Here is a 22848-nt window from a genome sequence, read left to right on the forward strand (position 1 = left end):
TAAGTGATGAATGTCCTTCGTTTCCTCCTTTTAGAGGATAGTCTCTTGGATGCAGAGCTTAGCCAAGCGATGCTAGCCGAAGGAGGAATTGATTGCCAAGTAATAAGAGTCGAGACTGCGGCTGAGTTTTTGGCTGCTATTTCCACAGAGGCTTTCGATTTAATTCTTGCCGATTATGCCTTGCCTGCTTTCGATGGCATTTCTGCCTTGGAAATTGCTCGAAACAAATGTCCAGAGACTCCTTTTATTTTTGTTTCTGGGGTATTGGGTGAAGAATTAGCCATCGAAGCTTTAAAGAATGGTGCAACAGATTATGTTTTGAAGCAACGTTTAGGGCGGTTAGTTCCCTCGGTGCAACGTGCATTGCGGGAAGCCAAAGAACGGCGCGATCGCCAGGTGATAGAAGAGTCTTTACAAAAAAGCGAAGCCAAGTATCGCCGAATTGTCGATACCTCTTATGAGGGAATTTGTACCATCGACTCACTCGCCCGAATAGAATTCGTGAATCAGCGGATGTTACAAATGTTAGGTTATGCAGCAGCAGAAATGCTCGGTCGCTCGATATTTGATTTTATCGAACGAGTTGATGGTGTTGATGTCCAAGAACAACTCGAATGGCTCAAAAAACAAGAGAGTGATTTAAAAGAAGGCCGATGGCGCTGCAAAGATGGTTCTTATATTTGGACGCTGATTTCTGCTAGAGCTATTTTTAACGAACAGGGTGAATTCTTGGGGGCGATCGCCATGTTAACTGACATCACCGATCGCAAACGCACCGAAGAAGAACGCGATCGTCTGTTGCAACGGGAAAAATTAGCGCGTGCAGAAGCAGAAGCCGCCAACCGCATCAAAGATGAATTTTTGGCGGTGCTTTCCCATGAATTGCGATCGCCCTTAAATCCGATTCTCGGTTGGGCAAAACTCTTGCAAAGCCGTAAATTTAGCGAAACAGCCCTGCAAAAAGCACTCTCAACCATTGAGCGCAATGCTAAATTACAAGCTCAACTCATTGAAGACTTGCTGGATGTTTCTCGCATCCTCCAAGGTAAACTCAATCTGAAGATGGTATCAGTAGATTTGGCATCCACCATTGAAGCAGCAATGGAAACGGTGCGTTTAGCAGCAGAGGCCAAAACCATTCACATTGAAACGTTGCTCGATCCGGCAGTCGGCAGAGTTTTGGGCGATCCAGCTCGCTTACAGCAAGTCGTGTGGAATTTATTATCCAATGCCGTCAAATTCACAGCTACAGGTGGACGAGTAAATGTGCAATTAGAGTGCATCGACGGTCACGCGCAAATTACCGTCACCGACACAGGAAAGGGAATTAGCCAGGATTTCTTACCCCATGTGTTTGACTATTTCTGTCAAGACGACAATACAACGACCAGAAAATTTGGGGGACTGGGATTAGGGTTAGCGATCGCTCGTCACTTAGTGGAAATGCACGGCGGATCGATTTGGGTGCAAAGTTTTGGCGAGGAGCAGGGAGCCACCTTCACAGTTAGATTACCACGAATTAAGGACAGTGCAACAATTAACTATGAAGTCAATGATAATCCTGCAACTGTCGTTTCTACCTTCTCGCCGCTGCTGGGGATACAAGTCTTGATTGTAGATGACAATGACGACAGTCGCGACTTTTTCACCTTTGTACTTGAAGAGTTTGGAGCCACAGCGATCGCAGTTGCATCGGCAAGTGAGGCACTAAATATCTTAGCACAATTAAAACCAGATATCTTGCTCAGCGATATTGGAATGCCAGAAATGAACGGCTATATGCTGATGGAAGAAATACGTGCTTTCGAGGTACAAACGGGGAGAGAAAAGATTCCAGCGATCGCTCTGACAGCTTATGCAGGCGAAATCGATCGGCAACAAGCACTTCGAGCAGGCTTTCAACAGCACCTCGTTAAACCCGTGGCACCAGACGAATTACTCATGGCGATTTCGAGTTTAATCAAACATAACTAATGACAATTTTAAAAATGATTGCGATAGATGCATCGCCAAACAAAAATCGCTTTATGCAAAAATTAATACAAGTCTTTGAGATAATTGATCGATGATCTGGGCATCTGGGCAGAAGTTACACAGTAACAGCTATGAAATTAAAAAACTCTTAGGACAGGACGACTTTGTGATTAGTTATCTCGCAGAAATGCAAGATGGCAAGAATGTTATGATTAAGACATTGGATGCTAATTTGCTTAACCTACTGAGTCACGACGAAAGCGATCGCTTAAAATCAGGTTTTGCAGATGAATCCCGTAAACTAGCAATATGTAAACACCCCAATATTGTCAAAGTCTTTGAAACCTTCTATGAAGGGGATTTACTGTGCATGGTCACGGAATATATTCCAGGAAATAATTTAGCCAACATTATCCAACCGCGAGGATTTTTACCAGAAAAAGAGGCTGTGGAATACATCCAGCAAATTGGGAAGGCACTAATAGAAGTACATAAACAAGAATTCTTGCATCGAGATGTGAAACCAAAAAATATTATTCTGCGGGCAGGTACACATCAAGTTGTTTTGATTAACTTTGACTTAGCACGAAAATTCGTTGAGAATCCCGTGTCAAGTCGTGGTAACTTAGTTGACAAATTTACACCAATTGAACTGTATTCAAACTCCGCCAGACAACAGCGGCAACGCGGCCCTTGGACTGATGTTTATTCTCTAGCTGCAACTTTATATATTTTATTAACAGGGCAACCACCAGAAAATGCGATTGATCGCCAGGATAACAATAAGCGTTTAATTCCACCTAAAGAATTGAATCATGAGATTAGCGATCGTGTCAATGATGCCATTCTCCACGCAATGGAACTACAACCCGATAACCGTCCCCAAACAGTAGAAGACTTCTTAAAAGAATTGGGTTTAAAAACAACAGGTTTTTCTCTTCCCCAGTTTCTTTGGGCACAACCTCTATGGGCAAGGATACTAGAGATTATGGGTGTATTAACATTATTTGCAGCCTTGATCTCAGGAATCAAAGATGGCACAGACTTATTCAAAGATTGGTTTCCAGACAAATCACCACCCCCGACACAACAAACGCCATCGTCTTCCACTCAACCACAAAATAGGTAATATAGCTAGGGACTGGGTGAAAACATGCGTAGGTTGGGTTTCACTCCGTTAAACCCAACAAAGATAAGATTTTGAGGTGTTGGGTTTATTGAATTCGGGATGCCGTTTATTGAATTTGGGATGTCGTTTATTGAATTCGGGGTGTCGTTTATTGAATCCGGGTTGTCGTTTATTGAATTCGGGATGTCGTTCATTGAATTCGGGGTGTCGTTTATTGAATCCGGGTTGTCGTTTATTGAATTCGGGATGTCGTTTATTATTTTTGTTCAATTTTAATTTCAGAAGGATAAAACTCAAACTCTTGCCCCAAAATCGTTTTACCCCACCCCCAACCCCTCCCCTTGGCAAGGGGAGGGGAGGTTTTGCGTCAGCAAAGCCGGGGTGGGGTAACGCGGATGGAACTCGTAAATGAGTGAATTCAAAACTACGTCATGACAAAGGTTTCACGTTAAGTTGACACCACTGGGCATTGCCGTGCCCCAACCAACGTATTTGTATCATCATTAAAGTGAAACGGTATTACCCTGCGGGAAGCAAGCTACGTTCCTCAACCCAACCTACACAATTTATTTTTTGGGCTTAACTGAACCGTCTTGCACCATAACTCACAAAAAGCGTGTCAAAATCAACATTAGCCATCAAGAAATCTGGTATATGTTCTGGCAAGACGGACAGCTAATATACAACGGCAAATACAAAATAGAAAAATACTTAGGTGGTGGCGGTTTTGCAGTCACCTACCAAGCAATGCACACCAAGCTAAACCGCCGAGTCGTCATCAAACCCCCTAACATTAGCGTCCAACAAGATCCAGACTATCCCAAGTACGTTGAACGTTTCAAAAAAGAAGCCCAAATGCTAGCAATGTGTTGCACAGATTCACATCCTCATATTGTGCAAGTATTCGACTTTTTTGAAGCAGATGATCGTTACTGCTTAGAAATGCAATACATAGCAGGCCAGAGTTTGTGGGACTATGTGCGACGCCAAGGTGCATTACCCGAAACTGAAGCTATAAAATACATCCGCCAAATGGGTTTAGCTTTGGTAGATGTGCATAAAAAAGGAGTCTTACATCTCGATGTCACTCCTCCTAATATTATGCTCAACTTCGATCCAGCAATTCCTAACTCAGGCAAAGCAGTGTTGATAGACTTTGGTATTGCGGGTGATATGTCCCCACCAAGTACGCTTTCCAGGTCTTTTGGTAACAAAGCATTTGCACCCTATGAATTAACACGCAAAGGGATTCGCCGCCCAACAGTTGATGTCTACTGCTTGGCTGGGTCTTTGTACTATGCTATCACTGGGCAACGCCCCACCAATTCCTTTGACCGCAAGTATGAACAAGAGGAATTAGTTCCACCAAAGCAACTTGTCCCAAGTCTTAGCGATGGAGTAAATCAAGCGATTCTGCAAGGCATGGCATTAGAAGCAAAAGACAGACCCCAGACAATGGAAGAATGGTTGAATTTACTCTCCTCCTCGCAAGCTAATCTCACAAGAGTAATATTGGCTTCAGATGTGGGGGTAAATTACCAAAACCTAGAGAATTTACTTAAAGCGGGGAAATGGAAAGCAGCAGACGAGGAAACTACCAGAGTCATGCTGAAGGTAGCCAAAAGAGAACAGGAAGGCTGGCTTAATTTTCAATCAATTGAAAATTTTCCCTGCACAGACTTACGCACAATTGACCAATTGTGGGTAAAATACAGCAATGGTCATTTTGGCTTTAGCGTACAAAAACGTATATGGCTAGAGTGCGGCGGTAAAGTCGATTATGAAACGGAGTGTCTTTTGGGCGATCGCTTAGGCTGGCGCGTAAAAAGCAGCTGGCTATCCAAAGATAAATACAACTATTCCCAAAATGCCCTGGCAGGGCATCTCCCATCGGCTTACGCTGCTCGCTTGTTAAGCTTTCTTAGTTATCAGTGGTTACTTCTTCTCTCGCGTCCAGACTTGTAAATTGTAATCTATAAAGGTTTCAGAGATTTGTAAAAGTTTCTAAACAACGTATATTCGACGAAGCTTTGCGGATTCTAGCTTTTCGATACCTGGCACTGCGGCTCAGGCGCACGCCTCGCAAACACAAAAAGCTGCGACTGCCATTAGATAAGATATAAATCAATATAAATTAGGTGTAAATAGTGTCCTTTGACAATGTTTGTAAAATATTAGCAGAAAAATATCCAAAAGATTTTGCCCGGTGGCTGCTACCTGATGAACCGCAAACAATTAAAGTATTAAAAACTGAATTAAGCATCGAACCAATTCGAGCAGATTCTGTGATATTTTTACAAACAGAAAATCGTATTTTACATTTGGAATTTCAAACAACACAAAAATCAGATACTCCTATTCCCTTCAGGATGTTGGATTACTTTGTTAGATTAGTCCGAAAATATGATGTTCCAATAACGCAGGTAGTAATTTTTTTACAAGAGACAAGTAAGGAAATCGCTTTTACCGAAGAATATGTAAATGAGATGACACATCATCGCTATCGTGTTGTACGAATGTGGGAACAAGATTCAGCGTTATTTCTCAATAATCTTGCATTATTACCGTTAGCACCTTTAACACAGACAAATTCCCCCCAAGGGTTATTATCCCAAATTGCCCAGAGTGTTGCTAAAATTTCAGATAGGGAAACAAGGCAAAATATCGCAGCTTACACAGAAATATTAGCAGGTTTGCGATTTGAAAAGGATTTTATTCGTCAGTTATTGAGCGAGGATGTTATGCAGGAGTCAGTGATTTATCAGGATATTTTGCAGAAAGGAGATAAGCAAGGTGAAGAACGTACAATTATACGCCAGCTAAATCGGCGTTTTGGTGAAATAAATTCATCATTGATTGAGAGAATTAGAGTGCTATCTGTGGAAAAACTAGATGATTTAGCAGAAGCATTATTAGACTTTTCACAAGTATCTGATTTAGTAGCTTGGTTAGATGAACAAAAAAGCTAATAAAAAACAAAATAACCCCAGCTAAACCTGGGGACAGAGCATACCTTAACAGGTTCTACAGCTGAAGATTTATTAGAATTTGTGGGCACTTGGGAAGGTTGAGATATTAGAGAATGCCTACAACTAGTTGATGACATTTTCCTCAACTAAAAAACTTCTCCACGCATCTGACAAATATTTCGACACCCATTCCCAACGCTGTTTCATCAAAATCAAACCGTGGGTGATGATGTGGATAAGCCAAATCTTTCTCAGGATTCGCAGAACCCAAAAAGAAATAGCAACCAGGGACTTCTTCTAAGAAAAACGACATATCTTCAGCAGCCATAGTTTGGCATTCTGGTACAATTCCCACAGGAGTTTCTACCACTTCTTCTGCTACAGACCGCACCAATTGAGCCATTTTCACATCATTAATTACTGGTGGATAAAGTGACCAATAATCTAACTCATATTTTGCACCCTGACTCTGACAAATTCCGGCAATAATCTGCTCAACCCGCTGATGGAAAAAGCCTTTAAAATTCGGATTGAAATACCTGACAGTAGCACTCATTCTCGCTGTGTCAGCAATTACATTCCGCTTGGTTCCAGCATGAAGTTCGCCTACTGTCACCACAGCCGAATCAATAGGATTCACATTCCGAGCAACAATAGTTTGTAAAGCATTGACAATTTGGGCAGCAACGACAACGGAATCCACAGTTTGATGAGGTAGTGCGCCATGTCCACCTTTGCCCAAAATTGTGCAGTTAAAGCACTCCACAGCTGCCATCAAAGCCCCAGCACGAACGCCCACCGTTCCTAAGGGCAAATTATTCCACAAATGCAAACCGATAATTGCATCAACATCAGGATTTTTCAGCACCCCAGCTTCAATCATCGGCTTTGCGCCTCCTGGTGATTCTTCTGCTGGCTGGAAGATGATTTTCACCGTACCAGAGAAGTCTTGACGATGCTGTTGCAGATAGTAAGCTGTACCCAAAGCGATCGCAGTATGTCCATCATGTCCACAAGCGTGCATCACTCCATCATGCTGCGATTTGTAAGCCACTTCGTTCAGTTCTTGAATTGGCAAAGCATCCATATCGGCTCGAATTGCCAAAACTTTCTCAGTGGGGAGTTTGTTACCTTTGATGATGGCGACAATACCAGTTTGGGCAATGCCGATTTTATGCTCAATTCCCCATTCTTGCAATTTCTGTGAGACGAATTCAGCAGTCAGTTTTTCCTGAAAACCCAACTCTGGTTGTTGATGTAATCGCCGTCGCCACTCTATCAATTGTGGTTGCAATGAGCGGATTGAAAGTCTAATTCGAGATAAGTCAACAGAAGAGGGGTTGGGAAAAGTGGAAACCATTATTAAGACAAAGTAGTTTCAGCAGAGCTAACTTACGTTATTTTTCCACTTTAACGCAATCTGTCGCGCATTTAGGTTGCACATACTTCAAGCAGTTTTTATTTCTCCCAGTTTTCTAATAGTCACTATCAGCCACACAAATACCTTTACATTTAATACCGTTCGTAGCGGTGCGCTGACAATGAGAACATAGAACTTTTTCGTTTTCTGTTTCTTGGTTTATCTCTATGCTAGTGCTTGCCTTTCCTTTGTCTTTTTCGGTTTGGAGTTCTACAGTCATAAGAATAGAGGAATTTTTTGGTTCTTCAGTACCTATTATGATAAAATCGCCATGAAAAATCCAAACAAGCTTGTTATGTAAGGGTAATCGTGCTGATTTTTTGACATTAATTTCTTAATATTGCCTTTTTTATCTGTTCCCTGTTCCCTCTTGCAGACTGTTAATTTAGCATAACAAGTACGGTAGAGCCAATTTTTTCGCGATTTACATTAGTCTTTCTAAATCTAAATCTGATGCTATTTGAGCAAGTTTCTCTAAATCAGTGAGGTTGTTTATATAAGGTAAGCAGCCTAAAACTGGTACGTTAGTTAATGATTGAATCAATTGGTGTGGTGTCCAGTCGGCTATTTCTGCATCTGAACGGGGTTGTACGCAGTTCAACACAATGCCCACCAGATTCACGCGCGATTGTCTAGCCAATGCTACATTCGCCACTGCACTAGCGATCGCTCCTAATCTCACTGGTACTACCAATACTGTTGGTAAACGCCATTCTGCGGCTAGATCGGCTACTGTCAATTCTTCTGTGACTGGCGAACCCAAGCCACCCAAGGCTTCTACCAAGACAAAATCACGCTCGGATCGCAATTTAGACAAGGCTTGCCACACCAAGGCTAAATCTACTCGGCGATTTTCTCGTGCTGCGGCGATGGGAGGAGCGAGTGGCGCTTGAAAATACAACGGTGTAATTTCTTCGGGAGATTGTTCTAGGGCGAATAGATTTTCATACCATTCGCGATCGCCAATTCCTGATTGAATCGGTTTCATGATTCCCCAGCTACGCTGCGGGTAATGTTTTTGCCAATAGGCTGCTAACGCTGTAGTTAAAACAGTTTTACCAGCCTCTGTATCAGTTCCAGTAATCAGTAATGCTTTCAACAATGATTGCTAAATAATTAATGTTTTTTCATTTTGAGAGCAGATTTCAGGTTAAGTGAAAGCCAAACACAGAGTTTGTTTTACTTTTTGAATTCTGCTGTAGTTATTAGTGATGAGAAAATAAACGCTAATAACTAATAAATCATTTTAGTACAATTTCGACAATTAAATTCATCGAGCGATGATTCCTTGATGGCACATAGCAAGCGAATTTATCGCTGGGGTCAATCCAAAATCGTCTAGCTTTTAGGGCGAAATTGTTGGATCTGGAATTAGTGTGGGTGTGCTATCAATCAGCGGATTATTGTTTTCTGTCTCTGGAGTTGGAATTGGTGTTGGTGTTGGTGTGGGAATTGGTATTAATGTTTGTGTGGGAATCGGTGTCGGAGTTTCTGTTGGAATTGGTGTTGGTGTTTCTGTGGGAGTTGGCGTTGGGGTTGGGGTGGGGGTGAGTGTGGGTGTAGGTTGGATAAGTTTTTGTAATGCAACATTGAGATTATAATTGCTTTCGGTAACTTCTGGAGGCAGAGTTAACTCAATAGTGTATACGCCAGGAAGTAACAATGTACCTTCATAAGATCTAACTCGCACAGAATTATTATCAATTGGTTGTTGATTGGGATTTAATACTGTTAGCAAAACACTGCTTCCTGCTTCAACAAATGTACTTAACTTGTCTCCTTCCTGGGCAACAAAAGTATAGCGGCTGATTTGATTTGCTTTGAGAGTACTTGCAACTGCGGTGGCGTTAAATGCTCCCAAATTCAAAGGCTTAGTAGATATAACAGGTTGTTCTTGAGTAGGGGTGGGTGTGGGTGTGGGTGTGGGTGTGGAGGTGAATGTAGTGCCACCAGAAATTACTGGTGAAGGAAAATTTTGGGGAAGCGTCTGGTCTGGTTGTGGTTTTGATTGGCTGCGAATTGAACTTACTAATGCCCAAGAACCAAATCCCGCGAAGATAACTACAGCACCACCAATTGCAGCGATCGCTAAGGGATTATCCAAGACTGAGCTAGTCTGGCTTGGTGGAATTACGGGAGCAGGTTTTTTTGGCGTCGCTGCTGGTGTCACCAAATCAGGGCGACGGCCGACAGCCATTGTTTGCAAGTGGGAAAAATCAGGGGTAGGGGCGCTAGGTTGCTGCAAAGATTGTAATGCTTGGGATACATCAGCAGCTGTTTGGTAGCGATCGCTGGGAATATGATTTAACATTCGATTCAAAATCTGGGCAAATCCTGGATTTACTTGTGCCCACTGCTGCCAATTCCAAGTTAATTGATTTTCATCAAATAAATCTCTTGGTTCTTTACCAGTCAGCAAAACAATCGCACTCACCGCTAATGCATACAAATCACTACTAGGATACGCTCCTCCTGTTTGTATTTGTTCGCTGGGAGAGTAGCCTAATTTTCCCACGCTAGTTACTGGCATTACGCTATCTGGCGATTGTAAACGCGTTGCCAGTTCTTTTACCACTCCAAAGTCAATTAATACAGGCTTGCCATCGCTATCTCGCAAAATAATATTTTCTGGCGAGATATCCCGGTGAATAATTCCTCGGCTATGAATATGGTCTAAAACAGGCAACAAAGACTCAATTAACCCAAATACTTCTGCTTGTGTGAAAGTTTGACCCACAGCTTGCTTCTCAGTCAGCAGTTCTCGGTAAGTCTGACCTGCAACGTAGTCCTCCACCAAAAACAAGCGTTGGTCTTGCTCAAATCTTTCCCGGAATTTTGGCACTTGTGGGTGTTCGATTTGATATAAGATGGCAGCCTCTCGGTGAAAAAGCTCTTGTGCCTTTTCCCAAGCCGCAGCTTCCATTGCTGTTGAAATCAATTCCTTAATCGCGCAAAGTTCGTTAAAGCGCCTCTGGTCTTCTGCTAGGTAGGTTCTACCAAATCCCCCCTGTCCGAGAATTTGAATTATTCGGTAACGGTTTTGCAAGACTGTGCCAACTGTAATTGGTGATTGCATGATGGAATGATTGGGTGTAATGGCAACTGAGGAGTAAGTCACCGACAAAGATTAAGTCCAAGTGGCGACGGACAGTTATATGCAGCGATATTTTACCTTACCAAAACGGATTTTACGTTGACTGTTGACTGATGAGTGTTGACTGATGAGTGTTGACTGTCAACCATCAACATCAGAATTTGCTTAAATACGGGTATTTTCGGTTTTTATTGTGTTAATTAGAACTTAAAATTAAATCTGTCAGTTTATTTATTTGCGGTTAAAATCGTAGGATATAATACAATACCCCCCTGAACACTTAGTCAAAAGCCTTCTTCTGTCTTTGAAAAATTTCAATATCACTTAAGTTGTAAATACTTTGCTCTCAGTTATAAATGAGGTAGTTAGAACAATCTGTGTATCACACCAATCTTTGAGGGATTATGGTTATTTACCTCAACACTAAAAAAATTCAACTAGTATATTTAGTGGGGTGACTTGACTTATTACCACAAAAGGTATTAGGAGTTTGTGAGCCAAGAAAATTAGACAATTACCAAATGATAATTTTATGGAAAAATGTTTAAATTTTGTATGGAAGCTTCAATAAAACTCACAGATGTTTTTTTAGGCTATTTCTTGGTTAAATCTATAAAATCTCTAATGATAATATTGCTATGAATGCACATCGAGGATCTGCTGTGCTCAGTTCTGCAACTTTCAAAGTGGAAGCATCTGCAACAGGACTGACTGATAATCATCGCCTGCGGCTGTTTTCTGGTTCTGCCAATCTCCCACTGTCTCAAGAAGTCGCTCGTTACCTGGGGATGGACTTGGGGCCAATGATCCGCAAAAGATTTGCGGATGGAGAACTTTACGTTCAAATTCAAGAATCGATTCGGGGTTGTGATGTCTATTTAATCCAGCCATGCTGCCAACCCGTAAACGATCACTTGATGGAATTATTAATTATGGTTGACGCTTGTCGTCGAGCTTCTGCACGACAAGTAACGGCTGTAATTCCCTACTATGGGTATGCTCGCGCCGATCGCAAAACGGCAGGACGAGAATCAATAACCGCCAAGCTAGTTGCTAACTTGATCGTCCAAGCAGGTGCTAACCGCGTTCTAGCAATGGATTTACACTCGGCTCAAATTCAGGGCTATTTCGACATACCCTTTGACCATGTTTATGGTTCACCAGTATTGTTAGATTATCTAGCAAGCAAAGAACTGCCCGACCTTGTAGTTGTTTCTCCAGACGTTGGCGGTGTTGCACGAGCTAGAGCATTTGCCAAAAAGCTCAATGATGCCCCACTAGCAATTATTGACAAACGTCGTCAGGCACACAATGTTGCTGAAGTCTTAAATGTGATTGGCGATGTTAAAGGCAAAACCGCAGTCTTGGTGGATGATATGATCGACACCGGCGGTACAATTGCTGAAGGAGCGCGACTACTACGTGAAGAAGGAGCGCGTCAGGTATACGCCTGTGCCACTCATGCAGTGTTCTCTCCACCTGCTGTGGAACGGTTATCCAGTGGCTTGTTTGAAGAAGTCATCGTCACAAACACGATTCCCATACCAGAAAGCAATCGCTTTCCACAACTAGTGGTGCTGTCAGTGGCTAACCTCTTAGGAGAAACTATCTGGCGAATTCATGAAGATACGTCAGTCAGCAGCATGTTTCGCTAGTCAATAAGAGACTGTCATTACTTTTAGAGGCTGAAGAATGGAGTTTTTAGACTTCATTCTTCAGCCTTGATTTTTTATTTATACGAATTCAAAAGAAGAAAGCTACAGATTCTCAAAAAGTAATGGAATCTCAGTCTAAAATTGAAGTGTCTATTAAGCTTGCGATGACATTATCATGAACAGCGAACAAGTAACAGTGGAATCTTTGTACACTGTCACTGATGAAGAATTAATGTTGATGAGTTCGCAAAACCCAGAACTGCGGTTTGAACGCAATGCTAATGGAACGTTAGAAACTATGCCTCCAACTGGTGGAATTTCTGGTAATCGAGAAATAAAAGCAGGAGCCTATCTGTTGAATTGGGTAGAAACTCAAGATTTAGGTGAAGTTTTTAGCTCAAGTACAGGTTTTAGATTACCAAATACGGCAGTGCGATCGCCCGATGCTGCTTTTGTCGCTAAAGGACGTTTACCAGAAGGTTGGGATGAGCAAGAGGACAAATTTATTAACTTAGCACCCGATTTTGTGATTGAAATTCGTTCTAAAAATGACAGCTTGGCAAAGCTCAAAGCCAAGATGGAAGAATATATTGCTAATGGTGTTCAACTAGGATGGTTAATTGACACCAAAAATCAGCAAGCTTTAGTTTATCGTCGAGATGGTTCAGTTACTCAATATCCGGCTACAGCAACCTTAAGTGGAGAAGATGTTGTACCTGGTTTTATGTTGCCTTTAAAAAAATTATTGTAGAGGCGAATGACACTCAGATCGGCTCATCCATCTTTAGTATTTTAAATTCTTAACTTTGTATCTCTTCAACAGATTGCTGTGATTTAAGTTGAGAAGCTATTAAGGGAACTTTTGGCGCGAGAAAAAATCCAATCAAACTAGCAAAAAGAATTGGTGTAAAAGGGCTAAAATTAGTCAATTTTGATAACAACAAAGTTGTACTTATGGGTGTGCGTGTCACTGCTGAATTGATAGCCGCCATCGTACAAATCATAGCTAGTGCAGGATTCAACCCCGGAATTAAAATTGCAATTGCTTTACCAATACAAGCACCAGTAAAAAATAAGGGAATAATAAAACCACCACGCCACCCACCAGTGACTGTAACGCTGATGGATGCCATTTTACCCAAGGCTAAAATTAACAAAAAAGCAACTGAAAAATTAGTACTTAGAACTGATTCTAATTCTTCATGTCCGAAATAACGGGTTAGGGGTAAGAAGGCTGCCAAAGTACCTAAGCCTAATCCTGCTAATGTGGTGCGTACATAAACGGGGCCAGGAACCATCGCCAAAAGTCTGTCACAGCTGCGAAAAATGGCCATAAAAATCCAACCTACAATAGCGCCGATGATTCCGAACACAATAGCCAAAGCAAAATCATCGATGTTCTCTAAACGGTATTGGGGAAAATGCCAGGTGGGAGCAATTCCTAAACGGGTGATAAAGGCAAATACTAAATAACTAGCGCAACTAGAAACGATCGCTGGCATTAAAGCTTCGTAGTATTCGATGATATGCTGATGGTGAAGAATTTCTAAAGCAAACATCGCCCCACCTAATGGTGCGCCAAATAAGGCGGTAAAGCCAGCTGCCATTGCTGCTAAACTCGTGGATCTCAGTTCTTCGCCCTCAAGACGCAGGCGATCGCCTACCCATGTCCCAAAAGATCCTGTAACCTGTACTAATGGCGCTTCCGGCCCTGCACTACCCCCAGCAGCGATACTCACCAAGGAAGCAAGAATCATCGCCGGATTTTTTCGCGCATCCAAACGTCCGCCACGAAAATGGATATTATCGACAATCACAGCAATTTCCCCAGGATTGCCTAAAAAATGAATTACCAAGCCAACAATTAATCCAGCTATTGGCATAACTATTAGCAGACTCACACCCTCAAATCTTCCTAGTTGGTGAGTCATCAGTTCCAGAATATTCCAGTACAAACTAGCAAATAGACCACAAACAGTCCCCACTACTACCCAGCGTAAAACCCACCGGGAAATGAAAAGAGGATTGCGTCTTACCAGTCCAAAAAGTTGTAAAAACTTCCAGCGCTGAGTTTGGTTTGTGGGAGTACGGTTATTTGGTAGCACAGTTGATTTCCTAACTGAAATAACTAAATGTCATGATTTTTTAACATTTATTATAGTAACGTAACTTAAAGGGCAATAGGTAAATGTCCGTAGTTCAAACTAGGGACTTATATAAAAAAGTATTATTTCTTGCGCTTCGCGTTTGGAAATAAATCTTGTTGTTTTTTGTCATAAATAAATTTAGTTGCTCTCTAAACCAAGATTGAAGCATGATTCATTACTCTTGCCTGCCAGAAGGGCTTGGTGAATCCAAAAGGTACAAACACAAAAAAATATGAAAAATTATCTTCTTATACTTTTAGATAGACAGGATTTACAATTTTACTACATCGCCAGATAGATAAATTTCTGATGCAAATTTATTAAATTAGCTCAAGGATATGATATTTAAAGTAGGAGTTAATTTAATAATGCCAGAGAATCCTGGGTTAGGAGAACAGGCGCTGAATAAAGCGGCAGAAATAGGATTATCTAGCCAATTAGATGAAGTAGAAAATTTAGATGTAAATATCAAAACCGATCCACTGAAAATGGTTCAGGGAGAGGTAGATTCTGTCACAATTGAAGGCGAAGGTTTAGTAATGCAGAAAGACCTCCGGATGGAGGAACTTGAAATGCAAATGAGTAGTGTTGCCATCAATCCTCTGAGTGTGGCTTTTGGCAAAATTGAACTCACAAAACCTGCTGAAGCTAATACACGAGTTGTTTTAACGGAAGCTGATATCAACCGTGCCTTCAACTCAGAATATGTGCGATGCCTACGGCGGGCTAAGCCTACGCAGCTACAAAGTCAAAAAATCCAGGTTAACGGACAACAGAGGACTATTGAACCGCAACATGTAGAGTTTCGACTACCTGGTGATGGAAAAGTAGCGCTAAATGCCAGCGTTAAATTAGCAGAAACAGGCGAGAATCAACAAGTTGCTTTTTCAGCAGTACCGACCATTAGTGCTAATGGAAAAAGTGTTTCGCTGGAAAGTGTTGAATATGGTGAAAGTGCAGAAATATCACCAGATTTGACCAAAGCTTTGATAAATCAAACCAGCGAGATTTTAAATTTGAGTAACTTTGATTTGGAGGGAATGAACCTACAAGTTAACCAACTAAAAGTAGAGGTAGGTAAACTAACCCTGCAAGCCCAAGCTTATGTAGAACAAATTCCTTCTGGTTAGAAATCAAGTAAGAATTCAGAATCCAGAATTGAGAAAAATTTGAAACATCAGCTTAATAATTTGAAGAGAATTAAAAAGCTATGAAACCTTTGTTTTTTCAATTCTACTGAATTCTTACAAAATAGACACTCATCAACTCAGGTTACTAATAATGGAAACTACAGAAACAACTCAAACAAGTTCAACACCTTTTCCAAATATCCCACCAGTTATTGAAAGTAACGATAGCGAATATCGCGATACTGGCGTACCCAGCACTGTGGCGATCGCCGGACATCCCTTACACCCCTTGAGTGTAATTTTCCCCATCGCCTTTTTAGCCTTAGCCTTGGGAACCGATTTTGGCTACTGGTTAACTCGTGATTTCTTCTGGGCTAGGGCTTCGATATGGTTAATCGGACTGGGATTAGGTGGAGGCGTCCTTGCAGCTGCGATCGGTCTAAGTGACTTTTTGAAAATCGAACGAGTCCGCAAACGTAGTGCTGGTTGGATACACTTGATACTTAATGTTTCTATCCTGGTTTTGACACTTTTCAACTTCCTCCTACGCTTGGGCGACGCCGAAGCCCGAATCCTACCTTGGGGATTGCTTCTCTCCCTAATTGTTGGTACGCTGACAAGCGCTTCCGGCTGGTTCGGCGCTGAACTCTCCTATCGCCACAAAATCGGTGTAGTCGGTGCCGGCAGTCGAAGATATCCATAATTAAATAATTCGTAATTCGTAATTCGTAATTCGTAATTAATATTCAATATTACGAATTATTGAGAAACGATTGTGCAGAGGCTAAAATTTTGCTTAGTCTCTAAGGTTTCAAAAAATGCCCCGGAACCAAAACCAAACAATATATATTCTTCTCTCTATGCTCATCGTTGTACCGATGGGTTTTTTCTTTAAGGATTACACTGGCCCTGGCCATAAGTGGTTTAATGACTACGGAGGAGATATAGCTTACGAAATATTTTGGTGTCTGTTTGGATTTTGGTTTTTTAGAAGTCGAGCAGCAGTAATCCAAATTCCAATATGGGTTTTTGCCATCACCTGTATAATAGAATTTTTGCAACTTTGGCATCTGCCACTATTAGACGAGATTCGCGCCACCTTCATAGGTAAATTGTTACTTGGTACTACCTTTGTTTGGTGGGATTTTCCTCATTACCTATTGGGTTGTATTTTAGGTTGGTTTTGGCTGCAACAATTACAAAAAATCGGTTATGCAAAAAAAAGTTAAAGTTAAACCTAACTCTAAACAGCAAAAAATCTTAGAACAACCTGATGACAGCCTGATTGTATATTTAAAATCGCCCCCAGTTGATGGCAAGGCTAATGAAGAGTTAATTAAACTTTTAGCAGAGAAATTTGGTGTAGCTAAATCTGATATTACAATTAAGTCTGGTTTGTCCTCTCGACAAAAACTGATTGAAATTGATACGGTTATTTAGTGATAACTATTTTATCTTTAATTGTTCGCTGCTTGGTAAAACTTCATGTAATGTTATGTATCACTGGATGTGACTAGAAATCGAGAGGTACAGGCTCGCAAAACAGAATTTTTAAAATTCCATATCTTTATGTATATCCTTAATACTGATATACCTAGACTGAGCTTTGACTCTTTCTATCCAAGCTTGGATAGCAGGAAATTGTGTTAAATCAAACCCACCTTCATCAGCTACATGAGTATAAGCAAACAAGGCAATATCAGCAATGGTGTAACGTTCTCCGACAAAAAAAGTATGATAAGTTAGGTGTTTTTCCATCAAGTTAAGTGCTGCATAAACTGGTTCGCGTTTTTGCTTTAAAGCGTCACTATATTCTTCAGGTTTACCTAAAATAGAAATCCAAAATCTTGATGGGGCAATAAAAGGTTGATAGCTGTATTGTTCAAAAAATAACCATTGGAGGACTTGCGATCGCAAGAAGCGATCGTAGGGTAAAAACTCTGTACCTTCACTCAGGTAAACTAATATAGCATTCGACTCTGCCAAATATTTTCCTGGCTCAATTTCCAAAACTGGAATCTTGCCGTTGGGATTTTTGCTTAAAAATTCTGGCGTTCGAGTCTCACCTTTCAAGATATTAACCTCTACCCTCTCAAAAGGCATACCTAGTTGTGTCAATAAAAGACGTATCTTGTAACCATTACCAGAAGGTAAAAAATCGTACAAACGCAGTAGTTCCATGCTAAAATACAAGAATGAATGTGTTGATAACTAAGGGTTCAAAATACAATATCTTACCAAAATATTTTACAAAAACCGGATAATTTCTTTTATATTTAACTTCTGAGTACGAGATAAAATCATCCCAAAAAATAAAAAAAGTATTATTTATTTCTAGATTGAGATGTTTAATTTATTCAGCGATCGAGAATAAAAGTATGTGTGGAAGATTTACGCTAAACCAGCCAGTAGAAGCTTTAGCTAAAGTTTTCGATGTTCAGCAACTTCCGGATTTAACAGCCGAATATAACATTGCACCTACGCAAAAAGTAGCAACAGTGTTACAAAATCCTGAAAGCAAAAAGCGTGAATTTCAGCAGTTGCATTGGGGGTTAATTCCTTCATGGGCAAAAGATCCGGGAATGGGGGCAAAATTGATCAACGCCAGGGCGGAAACTGTTGCTGAAAAACCTGCTTTTCGGTCAGCTTTTAAGCATCGACGCTGTTTAGTGCTAGCTGATGGCTTTTATGAATGGCAACGTCAACAAGCCAAGAAGCAGCCATTTTATTTTCGTCTCCAAGATGGGCAACCCTTCGCTTTTGCCGGTTTGTGGGAGAGATGGCACTCTCCTGACAACGAAGAAATAATTTCTTGTACAATTTTGACAACAGCAGCCAACGAATTACTCCAACCTATCCACGAACGGATGCCAGTGATTCTAGACCCGCAAGATTACGATTTATGGCTAGATTCCCAAGTGCAAACGCCCCAAACCCTACAACAGCTATTGCGTCCTTATTCACCCTCAGCCATGACTGCCTATCCAGTCAGCATCTTAGTAAACAACTCTCGCCATAACAGTCCAGAATGCATCATGCCGATTAGTAGCGACTAGGGGCTGGGAACTAGGACTGTATACTATGTATGGACTAGAGAAGAGTTTTCCTAACGGCCAGTCCCCATTCCCCAACCCGCAACATCCAATACCCACAAACAACTATGCCAAGAACGCAAAAAAACGATAACTTTATTGACAAATCCTTTACAGTGATGGCGGATATCATTCTCAAGATCCTGCCAGCCAACAAAAAAGCTAAAGAAGCCTTTGTGTATTATCGAGATGGCATGTCAGCCCAAGCAGAAGGAGAATATGCCGAAGCACTGGAATACTATGAAGAAGCGTTAACACTAGAGGAAGACCCCAACGATCGCGGCTACATTCTCTACAATATGGGTCTAATCTATGCCAGCAACGGCGACCACAACAAAGCTTTAGAACTGTATCACCAAGCAATTGAGTTAAACCCACGTATGCCCCAAGCCTTGAACAACATTGCTGTGATTTATCACTACCAAGGCGAAAAAGCAAAAGAAGCTGGAGATAACGACGGTGGTGAAGCACTGTTTGACCAAGCCGCAGACTATTGGATTCGAGCCATTCGCATGGCTCCCAATAACTACATTGAAGCTCAAAACTGGTTGAAAACTACAGGGCGATCGCAAATTGACGTATTCTTCTAGTCATTAGTCATTAGTCCTTTGCAAATGCCCAATGCCCCATGCCCCATGCCCAATGCCCAATAACAATTTATGATTGACCAAGAACAAGTCCACAAAGTAGCTAATCTTGCTCGTTTAGAGTTAACTCCAGAAGAAGAAGAACAATTTACCACTCAATTGGGAAGTATTCTCGATTATATTCAACAACTCAACGAACTCGATGTTAGTGATGTGCCTCCAACAACACGGGCAATAGATGTAAGTAATGTCACACGAGAAGATGAACTGCAACCCTATCCTGACCGTGAAAGCATCCTCAACAGCGCCCCTGAACAAGAAGGTGAATTTTTCAAAGTACCAAAAATCCTCAACGCTGAATAGTCCAAAGCTATTCTGATTTCTGGCTCCCAGTGTATAAGTTAATATTATTCCGGTGTTGCAAAAAAAACGTTGCTCTTGCCAAAATTGCCGTGATAAAGTACAAATACTGAAATCTACGGCACACCAATAGTGTCTAAGTAGATCCATAGAGTTATGAAATTATTTTTCACAAGCAGTTAGGTGTTTTCTTTTTGACACCTAATTCTTGAAGATTAATAATTTTATAGCTCTATATCAACTTGGATTTGTATGTATGAGCCAATATGTTGGTTTGGCTATTAATTATGTGAATCCTGTACAGAGCAATTCTGACACCAGGGATTTACATGTTGAACTGCAAACTTTTAACACACAAACGAGATTCATGCATATTTCGTTTGCGTGTTGGGTTCTCAACCCAAACTAATTCAATTTATGAATACAACATTCTCGTGACTCAAACATTTGAAAAAGCTATTGGTTGTGAAAAAAATCAGTAGATGTTGTATTTGTGTGTGAGGAATAAATGTGAGTCACGAGTAATTAAGATGCGTTGCGAAAGTTAGTTTGTTGTGCTTAGTTACAGGTTCAATTTTACTGGGAGCAGATCCTACACTTGCTAATCCTACTGAGACGCAGCCTAATTTTAGTATAGATAATCAATCTCCAAATACCAATGCGATTGGTCAGGTCAACTCCGTATCTCAACTATCTGATGTTAGACCAACAGATTGGGCTTTTCAAGCATTACAATCTGTAGTAGAACGTTATGGTTGCATTGCTGGATATCCTGACAGATGTGTTTCCTGCCATTACCCCCTACGCCAGCGATAGCCAAGGAGCAATTTCTCGATTTGCAGGCTACAAAGCTGCTGTACGAATTACTGGAGTAGTGGTTTACTTGCAGGCGCTGGTTTTTTGTGGAATCCTTCAAAACAAGTAGGACTTGGAGTTATATACGGGAACGGTACATCATTTGCAGTTTAGACCGCAGGGGAGCAGAGGAGCAGAGCAGCAGAGGAGAGGGTTTAAGCCATTTATTCATAATTTCAATAGTGCAGCTTAAATGCTGATTAGCTTACCATTTTGACTTTCTAATACGGGCATGGGGGATGGGGCATTTGTCATTTGTTTTTCTTTGCGTCCCAGCGTCCCCTTCCATATCTTCCGCATCCCTCCATCTCCACACTTACCTCAAACAAAACAGAAAGCTCTTCCGGAATTTCTACGGTTATAACAGAAGACAAGAGTAGGATACACTGGCTTTTGAATACACCAGAAGTTCATCAGCGATTTGATTTGCCGCTGCTGCTTCTTCCTTAGTATCTTACGCTTTTTGTTCTATGAAACTTACTCAAATCTACGGTAAGTCCTTCCAAGAAGGTTTTTTTGCATCTACTTAAAGACTCCCACTGTTTTGGGTCTATAGCTTTAGAATATTTACAAGCTTTAATTACAAATTAGCTCTCTCTAGAAAAACTGCTGTTTTTGCTATCTGGGCTTATGTCCTACCTGTTTATATACCAATTTGTGTAGCTTAGCCAACCAGCGAATTCAGTTAATATTAAGCCTGTTTTACTATTTAGTTTCTTACCCCGACCATTAGACTCCTAGTGTTCATTTCATTTTGTTCAATAGCTTTTAGCCCTTATCGCTCCCATGCTGACCCATCACCGCAAGCCCGTGTGCTTATCAATTATTTCTACTGACCTACCAATCTGGTCTGTTGTTGAAACTGCCGGCACATTGTATCAAAAAGACACTGACCGGTTTCATTTACTGTTGACTGCACCGCCCCTAATTACTTGCGAAGTCGAGAGTGTCCTTAGTCCAGAAGACGCTTCTCCTCAAAGTAAGAGCAAAGCCTATGCCCCTAGCAGTCCCAGAATTTTGTGGTTGGAAATTTCCCCATATCGGGTAATTATGACTATGCAAGGTAACGCCCAAGTGAGCTATCGTCACTTCTGGGAACAGGGTGTTTATGGTATTAGTCGTTATTGGTTGCCAAATGAGTCGTTGCAATCTAACGATCCGATTCGTTTACGAAACTTTACTAGCAGCCTAGCTCTCAACGCACATCCTTTACCAGAGCATTTGCGACTGGAATATGAATTGTGGGCAGAAAAAATCCAACTAGGACGCTACATTCTGAATTTAGAAATTAAGCACTGATATGTGGGGACTGGGGACTGGGGACTGGGGATAGAGAGGTAGAGTACATAATTCCCTAACTCCTAACTCCTCACAGGAGCAACGGAAACGTCTCCGGCTTTGCTCAACAGTCAACAGTCAACACTCCCCACACCTTTCAACCAAAATAACTCGGTTGGTTTCCAGGTTTCCATTTAATGTTGCAACCAACACTCGGCTTTTGCTCAGTTGCAACAGGTTTATCAGCTAACACTGCTTCAATTGCTGCACGTAAATCTGCACCTGTGACAGGTTTACCATTACTAGGACGACTATCATCTAATTGTCCCCGATAAACAAGTCGGCGCGAGCCATCAAATAGAAAAAAGTCTGGTGTGCAAGCTGCTGTGTAAGCTTTTGCTGTTTCCTGGCTCTCGTCGTAGCATAAGGTAAAAGTAAATCCTTGTTCTGTGGCAAATGCTTTTAACGAGTCTGGTGCATCATCTGGATAATTTTTGGCATCGTTAGCGCTGATGGCAACGATCGCTAAATCACTCGTAAAATAATCTTTTCCTAACTGCGCTAATTCTTGTTGCACATGCTTGACAAATGGGCAATGCCGACAAATGAACATTACCAACAGCGCTTTTTTATCTGCAAATGTAGAAAGTGAAGTTGCCTTTCCAGATACAACTTCCGGTAGATCGAAATCTGGTGCTTTGGTGCCTATCGGCAACATTGTTGAAGCTGTTAAAGCCATATTTCACCCGATATTTTTACCCTGATAAAGGCTTTTACTATCAGTATGTTTTCAACATATCACTAAATATTCAACAAATCTAAGAGACGAGATATTTCCCGCCTCTTAGATTTGTTGAAAATTATTTTATACAGTTGATTTATTATAGGCTGGTCAAAAAACCCACGATCCCGTGTCCTGTTACTACTTCTAATACTATTAGAGAAACAAAACCAATCATTGCTAAACGACCGTTGAGCATTTCTGCATAAGGTGTAAAGCCAGTGCGATCGCCTTGAGCGTCTACATAAACCTTTGGCTCGATCGCAAAGTTGTTCAGTTTGCCTTGATCGTCAACTATAGCAGTACCTGTACGCATGTGATTATCCCCTTTTTTTTCTATGTAAAGAAGTGTAACAAGTTTATTAATATTTGTAAAG

22 protein-coding genes are annotated in these 22848 nt (G+C 41.2%); 15 read left to right on the plus strand and 7 right to left on the minus strand.

Translation table 11 applies throughout. From position 1 onward, the window contains the following. Positions 1-6: 6 nt before the first annotated feature. The 4 genes from H6H03_RS14220 (at position 7) to H6H03_RS14235 (ending at position 6072) form a co-directional block, all read left to right on the plus strand. The gene (locus H6H03_RS14220; protein WP_190955743.1) at positions 7-1974 is read left to right on the plus strand and encodes a hybrid sensor histidine kinase/response regulator; all 1968 of its coding nucleotides are present in this window, start codon (positions 7-9) and stop codon (positions 1972-1974) included. Positions 1975-2065: 91 nt separating this feature from the next. Beyond that, complete coding sequence (locus tag H6H03_RS14225) at positions 2066-3103, plus strand: serine/threonine protein kinase (protein WP_190955744.1); 1038 nt, start codon at positions 2066-2068, stop codon at positions 3101-3103. A gap of 654 nt (positions 3104-3757) precedes the next feature. After that, a complete protein-coding gene (locus H6H03_RS14230; RefSeq protein ID WP_190955745.1) occupies positions 3758-5068 on the plus strand; it encodes a serine/threonine-protein kinase in 1311 nt (436 codons plus the stop codon). Positions 5069-5250: 182 nt separating this feature from the next. After that, positions 5251-6072: a DUF4351 domain-containing protein gene (locus tag H6H03_RS14235; RefSeq protein ID WP_190955746.1), complete on the plus strand. Its 822-nt coding sequence runs from the start codon at positions 5251-5253 to the stop codon at positions 6070-6072. Positions 6073-6214: 142 nt separating this feature from the next. On the opposite strand, the gene H6H03_RS14240 is transcribed toward H6H03_RS14235, so the two are convergent. The 3 genes from H6H03_RS14240 to H6H03_RS14250 form a co-directional block, all read right to left on the minus strand. After that, on the minus strand, positions 6215-7432 hold the full coding sequence (locus H6H03_RS14240; protein WP_190955747.1) for a M20 metallopeptidase family protein: 1218 nt from the start codon (positions 7430-7432) through the stop codon (positions 6215-6217). Between the two features lie 484 nt (positions 7433-7916). Then, a complete protein-coding gene (gene bioD, locus H6H03_RS14245; RefSeq protein ID WP_190955748.1) occupies positions 7917-8591 on the minus strand; it encodes a dethiobiotin synthase in 675 nt (224 codons plus the stop codon). A gap of 246 nt (positions 8592-8837) precedes the next feature. Then, a complete protein-coding gene (locus H6H03_RS14250) occupies positions 8838-10568 on the minus strand; it encodes a serine/threonine-protein kinase (protein ID WP_190955875.1) in 1731 nt (576 codons plus the stop codon). A gap of 656 nt (positions 10569-11224) precedes the next feature. On the opposite strand from H6H03_RS14250, the gene H6H03_RS14255 reads away from it, so the two are divergent. Together H6H03_RS14255 and H6H03_RS14260 are read left to right on the plus strand one after the other, a co-directional pair. After that, entirely contained in the window at positions 11225-12241 is a 1017-nt protein-coding gene (locus H6H03_RS14255; protein ID WP_190955749.1) for a ribose-phosphate pyrophosphokinase, read from the plus strand. 175 nt (positions 12242-12416) lie between these two features. Further along, positions 12417-12992, plus strand: a complete 576-nt coding sequence (locus tag H6H03_RS14260) for a Uma2 family endonuclease (protein ID WP_190955750.1) — start codon at positions 12417-12419, stop codon at positions 12990-12992. A gap of 49 nt (positions 12993-13041) precedes the next feature. Here H6H03_RS14260 and H6H03_RS14265 read toward each other — a convergent pair whose 3' ends face one another. Beyond that, a complete protein-coding gene (locus H6H03_RS14265) occupies positions 13042-14346 on the minus strand; it encodes a chloride channel protein (protein WP_190955751.1) in 1305 nt (434 codons plus the stop codon). Positions 14347-14756: 410 nt separating this feature from the next. Between H6H03_RS14265 and H6H03_RS14270 the strand changes: the two genes are divergently transcribed. From H6H03_RS14270 to H6H03_RS14285, 4 genes are all read left to right on the plus strand, one after another. Continuing rightward, the gene (locus H6H03_RS14270; protein ID WP_190955752.1) at positions 14757-15518 is read left to right on the plus strand and encodes an LmeA family phospholipid-binding protein; all 762 of its coding nucleotides are present in this window, start codon (positions 14757-14759) and stop codon (positions 15516-15518) included. A 151-nt stretch (positions 15519-15669) separates the two neighbouring features. Beyond that, positions 15670-16221: a DUF2231 domain-containing protein gene (locus tag H6H03_RS14275; protein WP_190955753.1), complete on the plus strand. Its 552-nt coding sequence runs from the start codon at positions 15670-15672 to the stop codon at positions 16219-16221. Positions 16222-16336: 115 nt separating this feature from the next. Then, entirely contained in the window at positions 16337-16747 is a 411-nt protein-coding gene (locus H6H03_RS14280; protein WP_190955754.1) for a ribosomal maturation YjgA family protein, read from the plus strand. Next, entirely contained in the window at positions 16731-16958 is a 228-nt protein-coding gene (locus H6H03_RS14285; RefSeq protein ID WP_190955755.1) for a DUF167 domain-containing protein, read from the plus strand. Before H6H03_RS14280 ends, H6H03_RS14285 begins: the two co-directional genes overlap by 17 nt. A gap of 111 nt (positions 16959-17069) precedes the next feature. Here H6H03_RS14285 and H6H03_RS14290 read toward each other — a convergent pair whose 3' ends face one another. Further along, entirely contained in the window at positions 17070-17699 is a 630-nt protein-coding gene (locus H6H03_RS14290) for a glutathione S-transferase family protein (RefSeq protein ID WP_190955756.1), read from the minus strand. 197 nt (positions 17700-17896) lie between these two features. On the opposite strand from H6H03_RS14290, the gene H6H03_RS14295 reads away from it, so the two are divergent. The 5 genes from H6H03_RS14295 to H6H03_RS14315 all read left to right on the plus strand — a co-directional run bounded on the left by H6H03_RS14295 (position 17897) and on the right by H6H03_RS14315 (position 21711). Next, entirely contained in the window at positions 17897-18574 is a 678-nt protein-coding gene (locus tag H6H03_RS14295) for an SOS response-associated peptidase (RefSeq protein ID WP_190955757.1), read from the plus strand. 104 nt (positions 18575-18678) lie between these two features. Beyond that, positions 18679-19200 (plus strand): photosystem I assembly protein Ycf3, encoded by a 522-nt coding sequence (locus H6H03_RS14300; RefSeq protein ID WP_096538254.1) that lies wholly within the window; start codon positions 18679-18681, stop codon positions 19198-19200. 69 nt (positions 19201-19269) lie between these two features. Then, the gene (gene gatC, locus H6H03_RS14305) at positions 19270-19560 is read left to right on the plus strand and encodes an Asp-tRNA(Asn)/Glu-tRNA(Gln) amidotransferase subunit GatC (RefSeq protein ID WP_190955758.1); all 291 of its coding nucleotides are present in this window, start codon (positions 19270-19272) and stop codon (positions 19558-19560) included. Positions 19561-20106: 546 nt separating this feature from the next. After that, the gene (locus H6H03_RS14310; RefSeq protein WP_190955885.1) at positions 20107-20373 is read left to right on the plus strand and encodes a hypothetical protein; all 267 of its coding nucleotides are present in this window, start codon (positions 20107-20109) and stop codon (positions 20371-20373) included. An 825-nt stretch (positions 20374-21198) separates the two neighbouring features. Next, positions 21199-21711 carry a hypothetical protein gene (locus H6H03_RS14315; RefSeq protein WP_190955759.1) on the plus strand — a complete coding sequence of 171 codons (513 nt, stop codon included), beginning with the start codon at positions 21199-21201 and terminating at the stop codon, positions 21709-21711. A 136-nt stretch (positions 21712-21847) separates the two neighbouring features. Here H6H03_RS14315 and H6H03_RS14320 read toward each other — a convergent pair whose 3' ends face one another. Together H6H03_RS14320 and H6H03_RS14325 are read right to left on the minus strand one after the other, a co-directional pair. Further along, entirely contained in the window at positions 21848-22429 is a 582-nt protein-coding gene (locus H6H03_RS14320) for a thioredoxin family protein (protein WP_190955760.1), read from the minus strand. A 142-nt stretch (positions 22430-22571) separates the two neighbouring features. After that, entirely contained in the window at positions 22572-22787 is a 216-nt protein-coding gene (locus H6H03_RS14325) for a chlorophyll a/b-binding protein (protein ID WP_190955761.1), read from the minus strand. Positions 22788-22848 lie beyond the last annotated feature (61 nt).

The sequence above is a fragment of the Nostoc paludosum FACHB-159 genome (assembly GCF_014698835.1).
Taxonomy (GTDB): domain Bacteria; phylum Cyanobacteriota; class Cyanobacteriia; order Cyanobacteriales; family Nostocaceae; genus Nostoc; species Nostoc paludosum.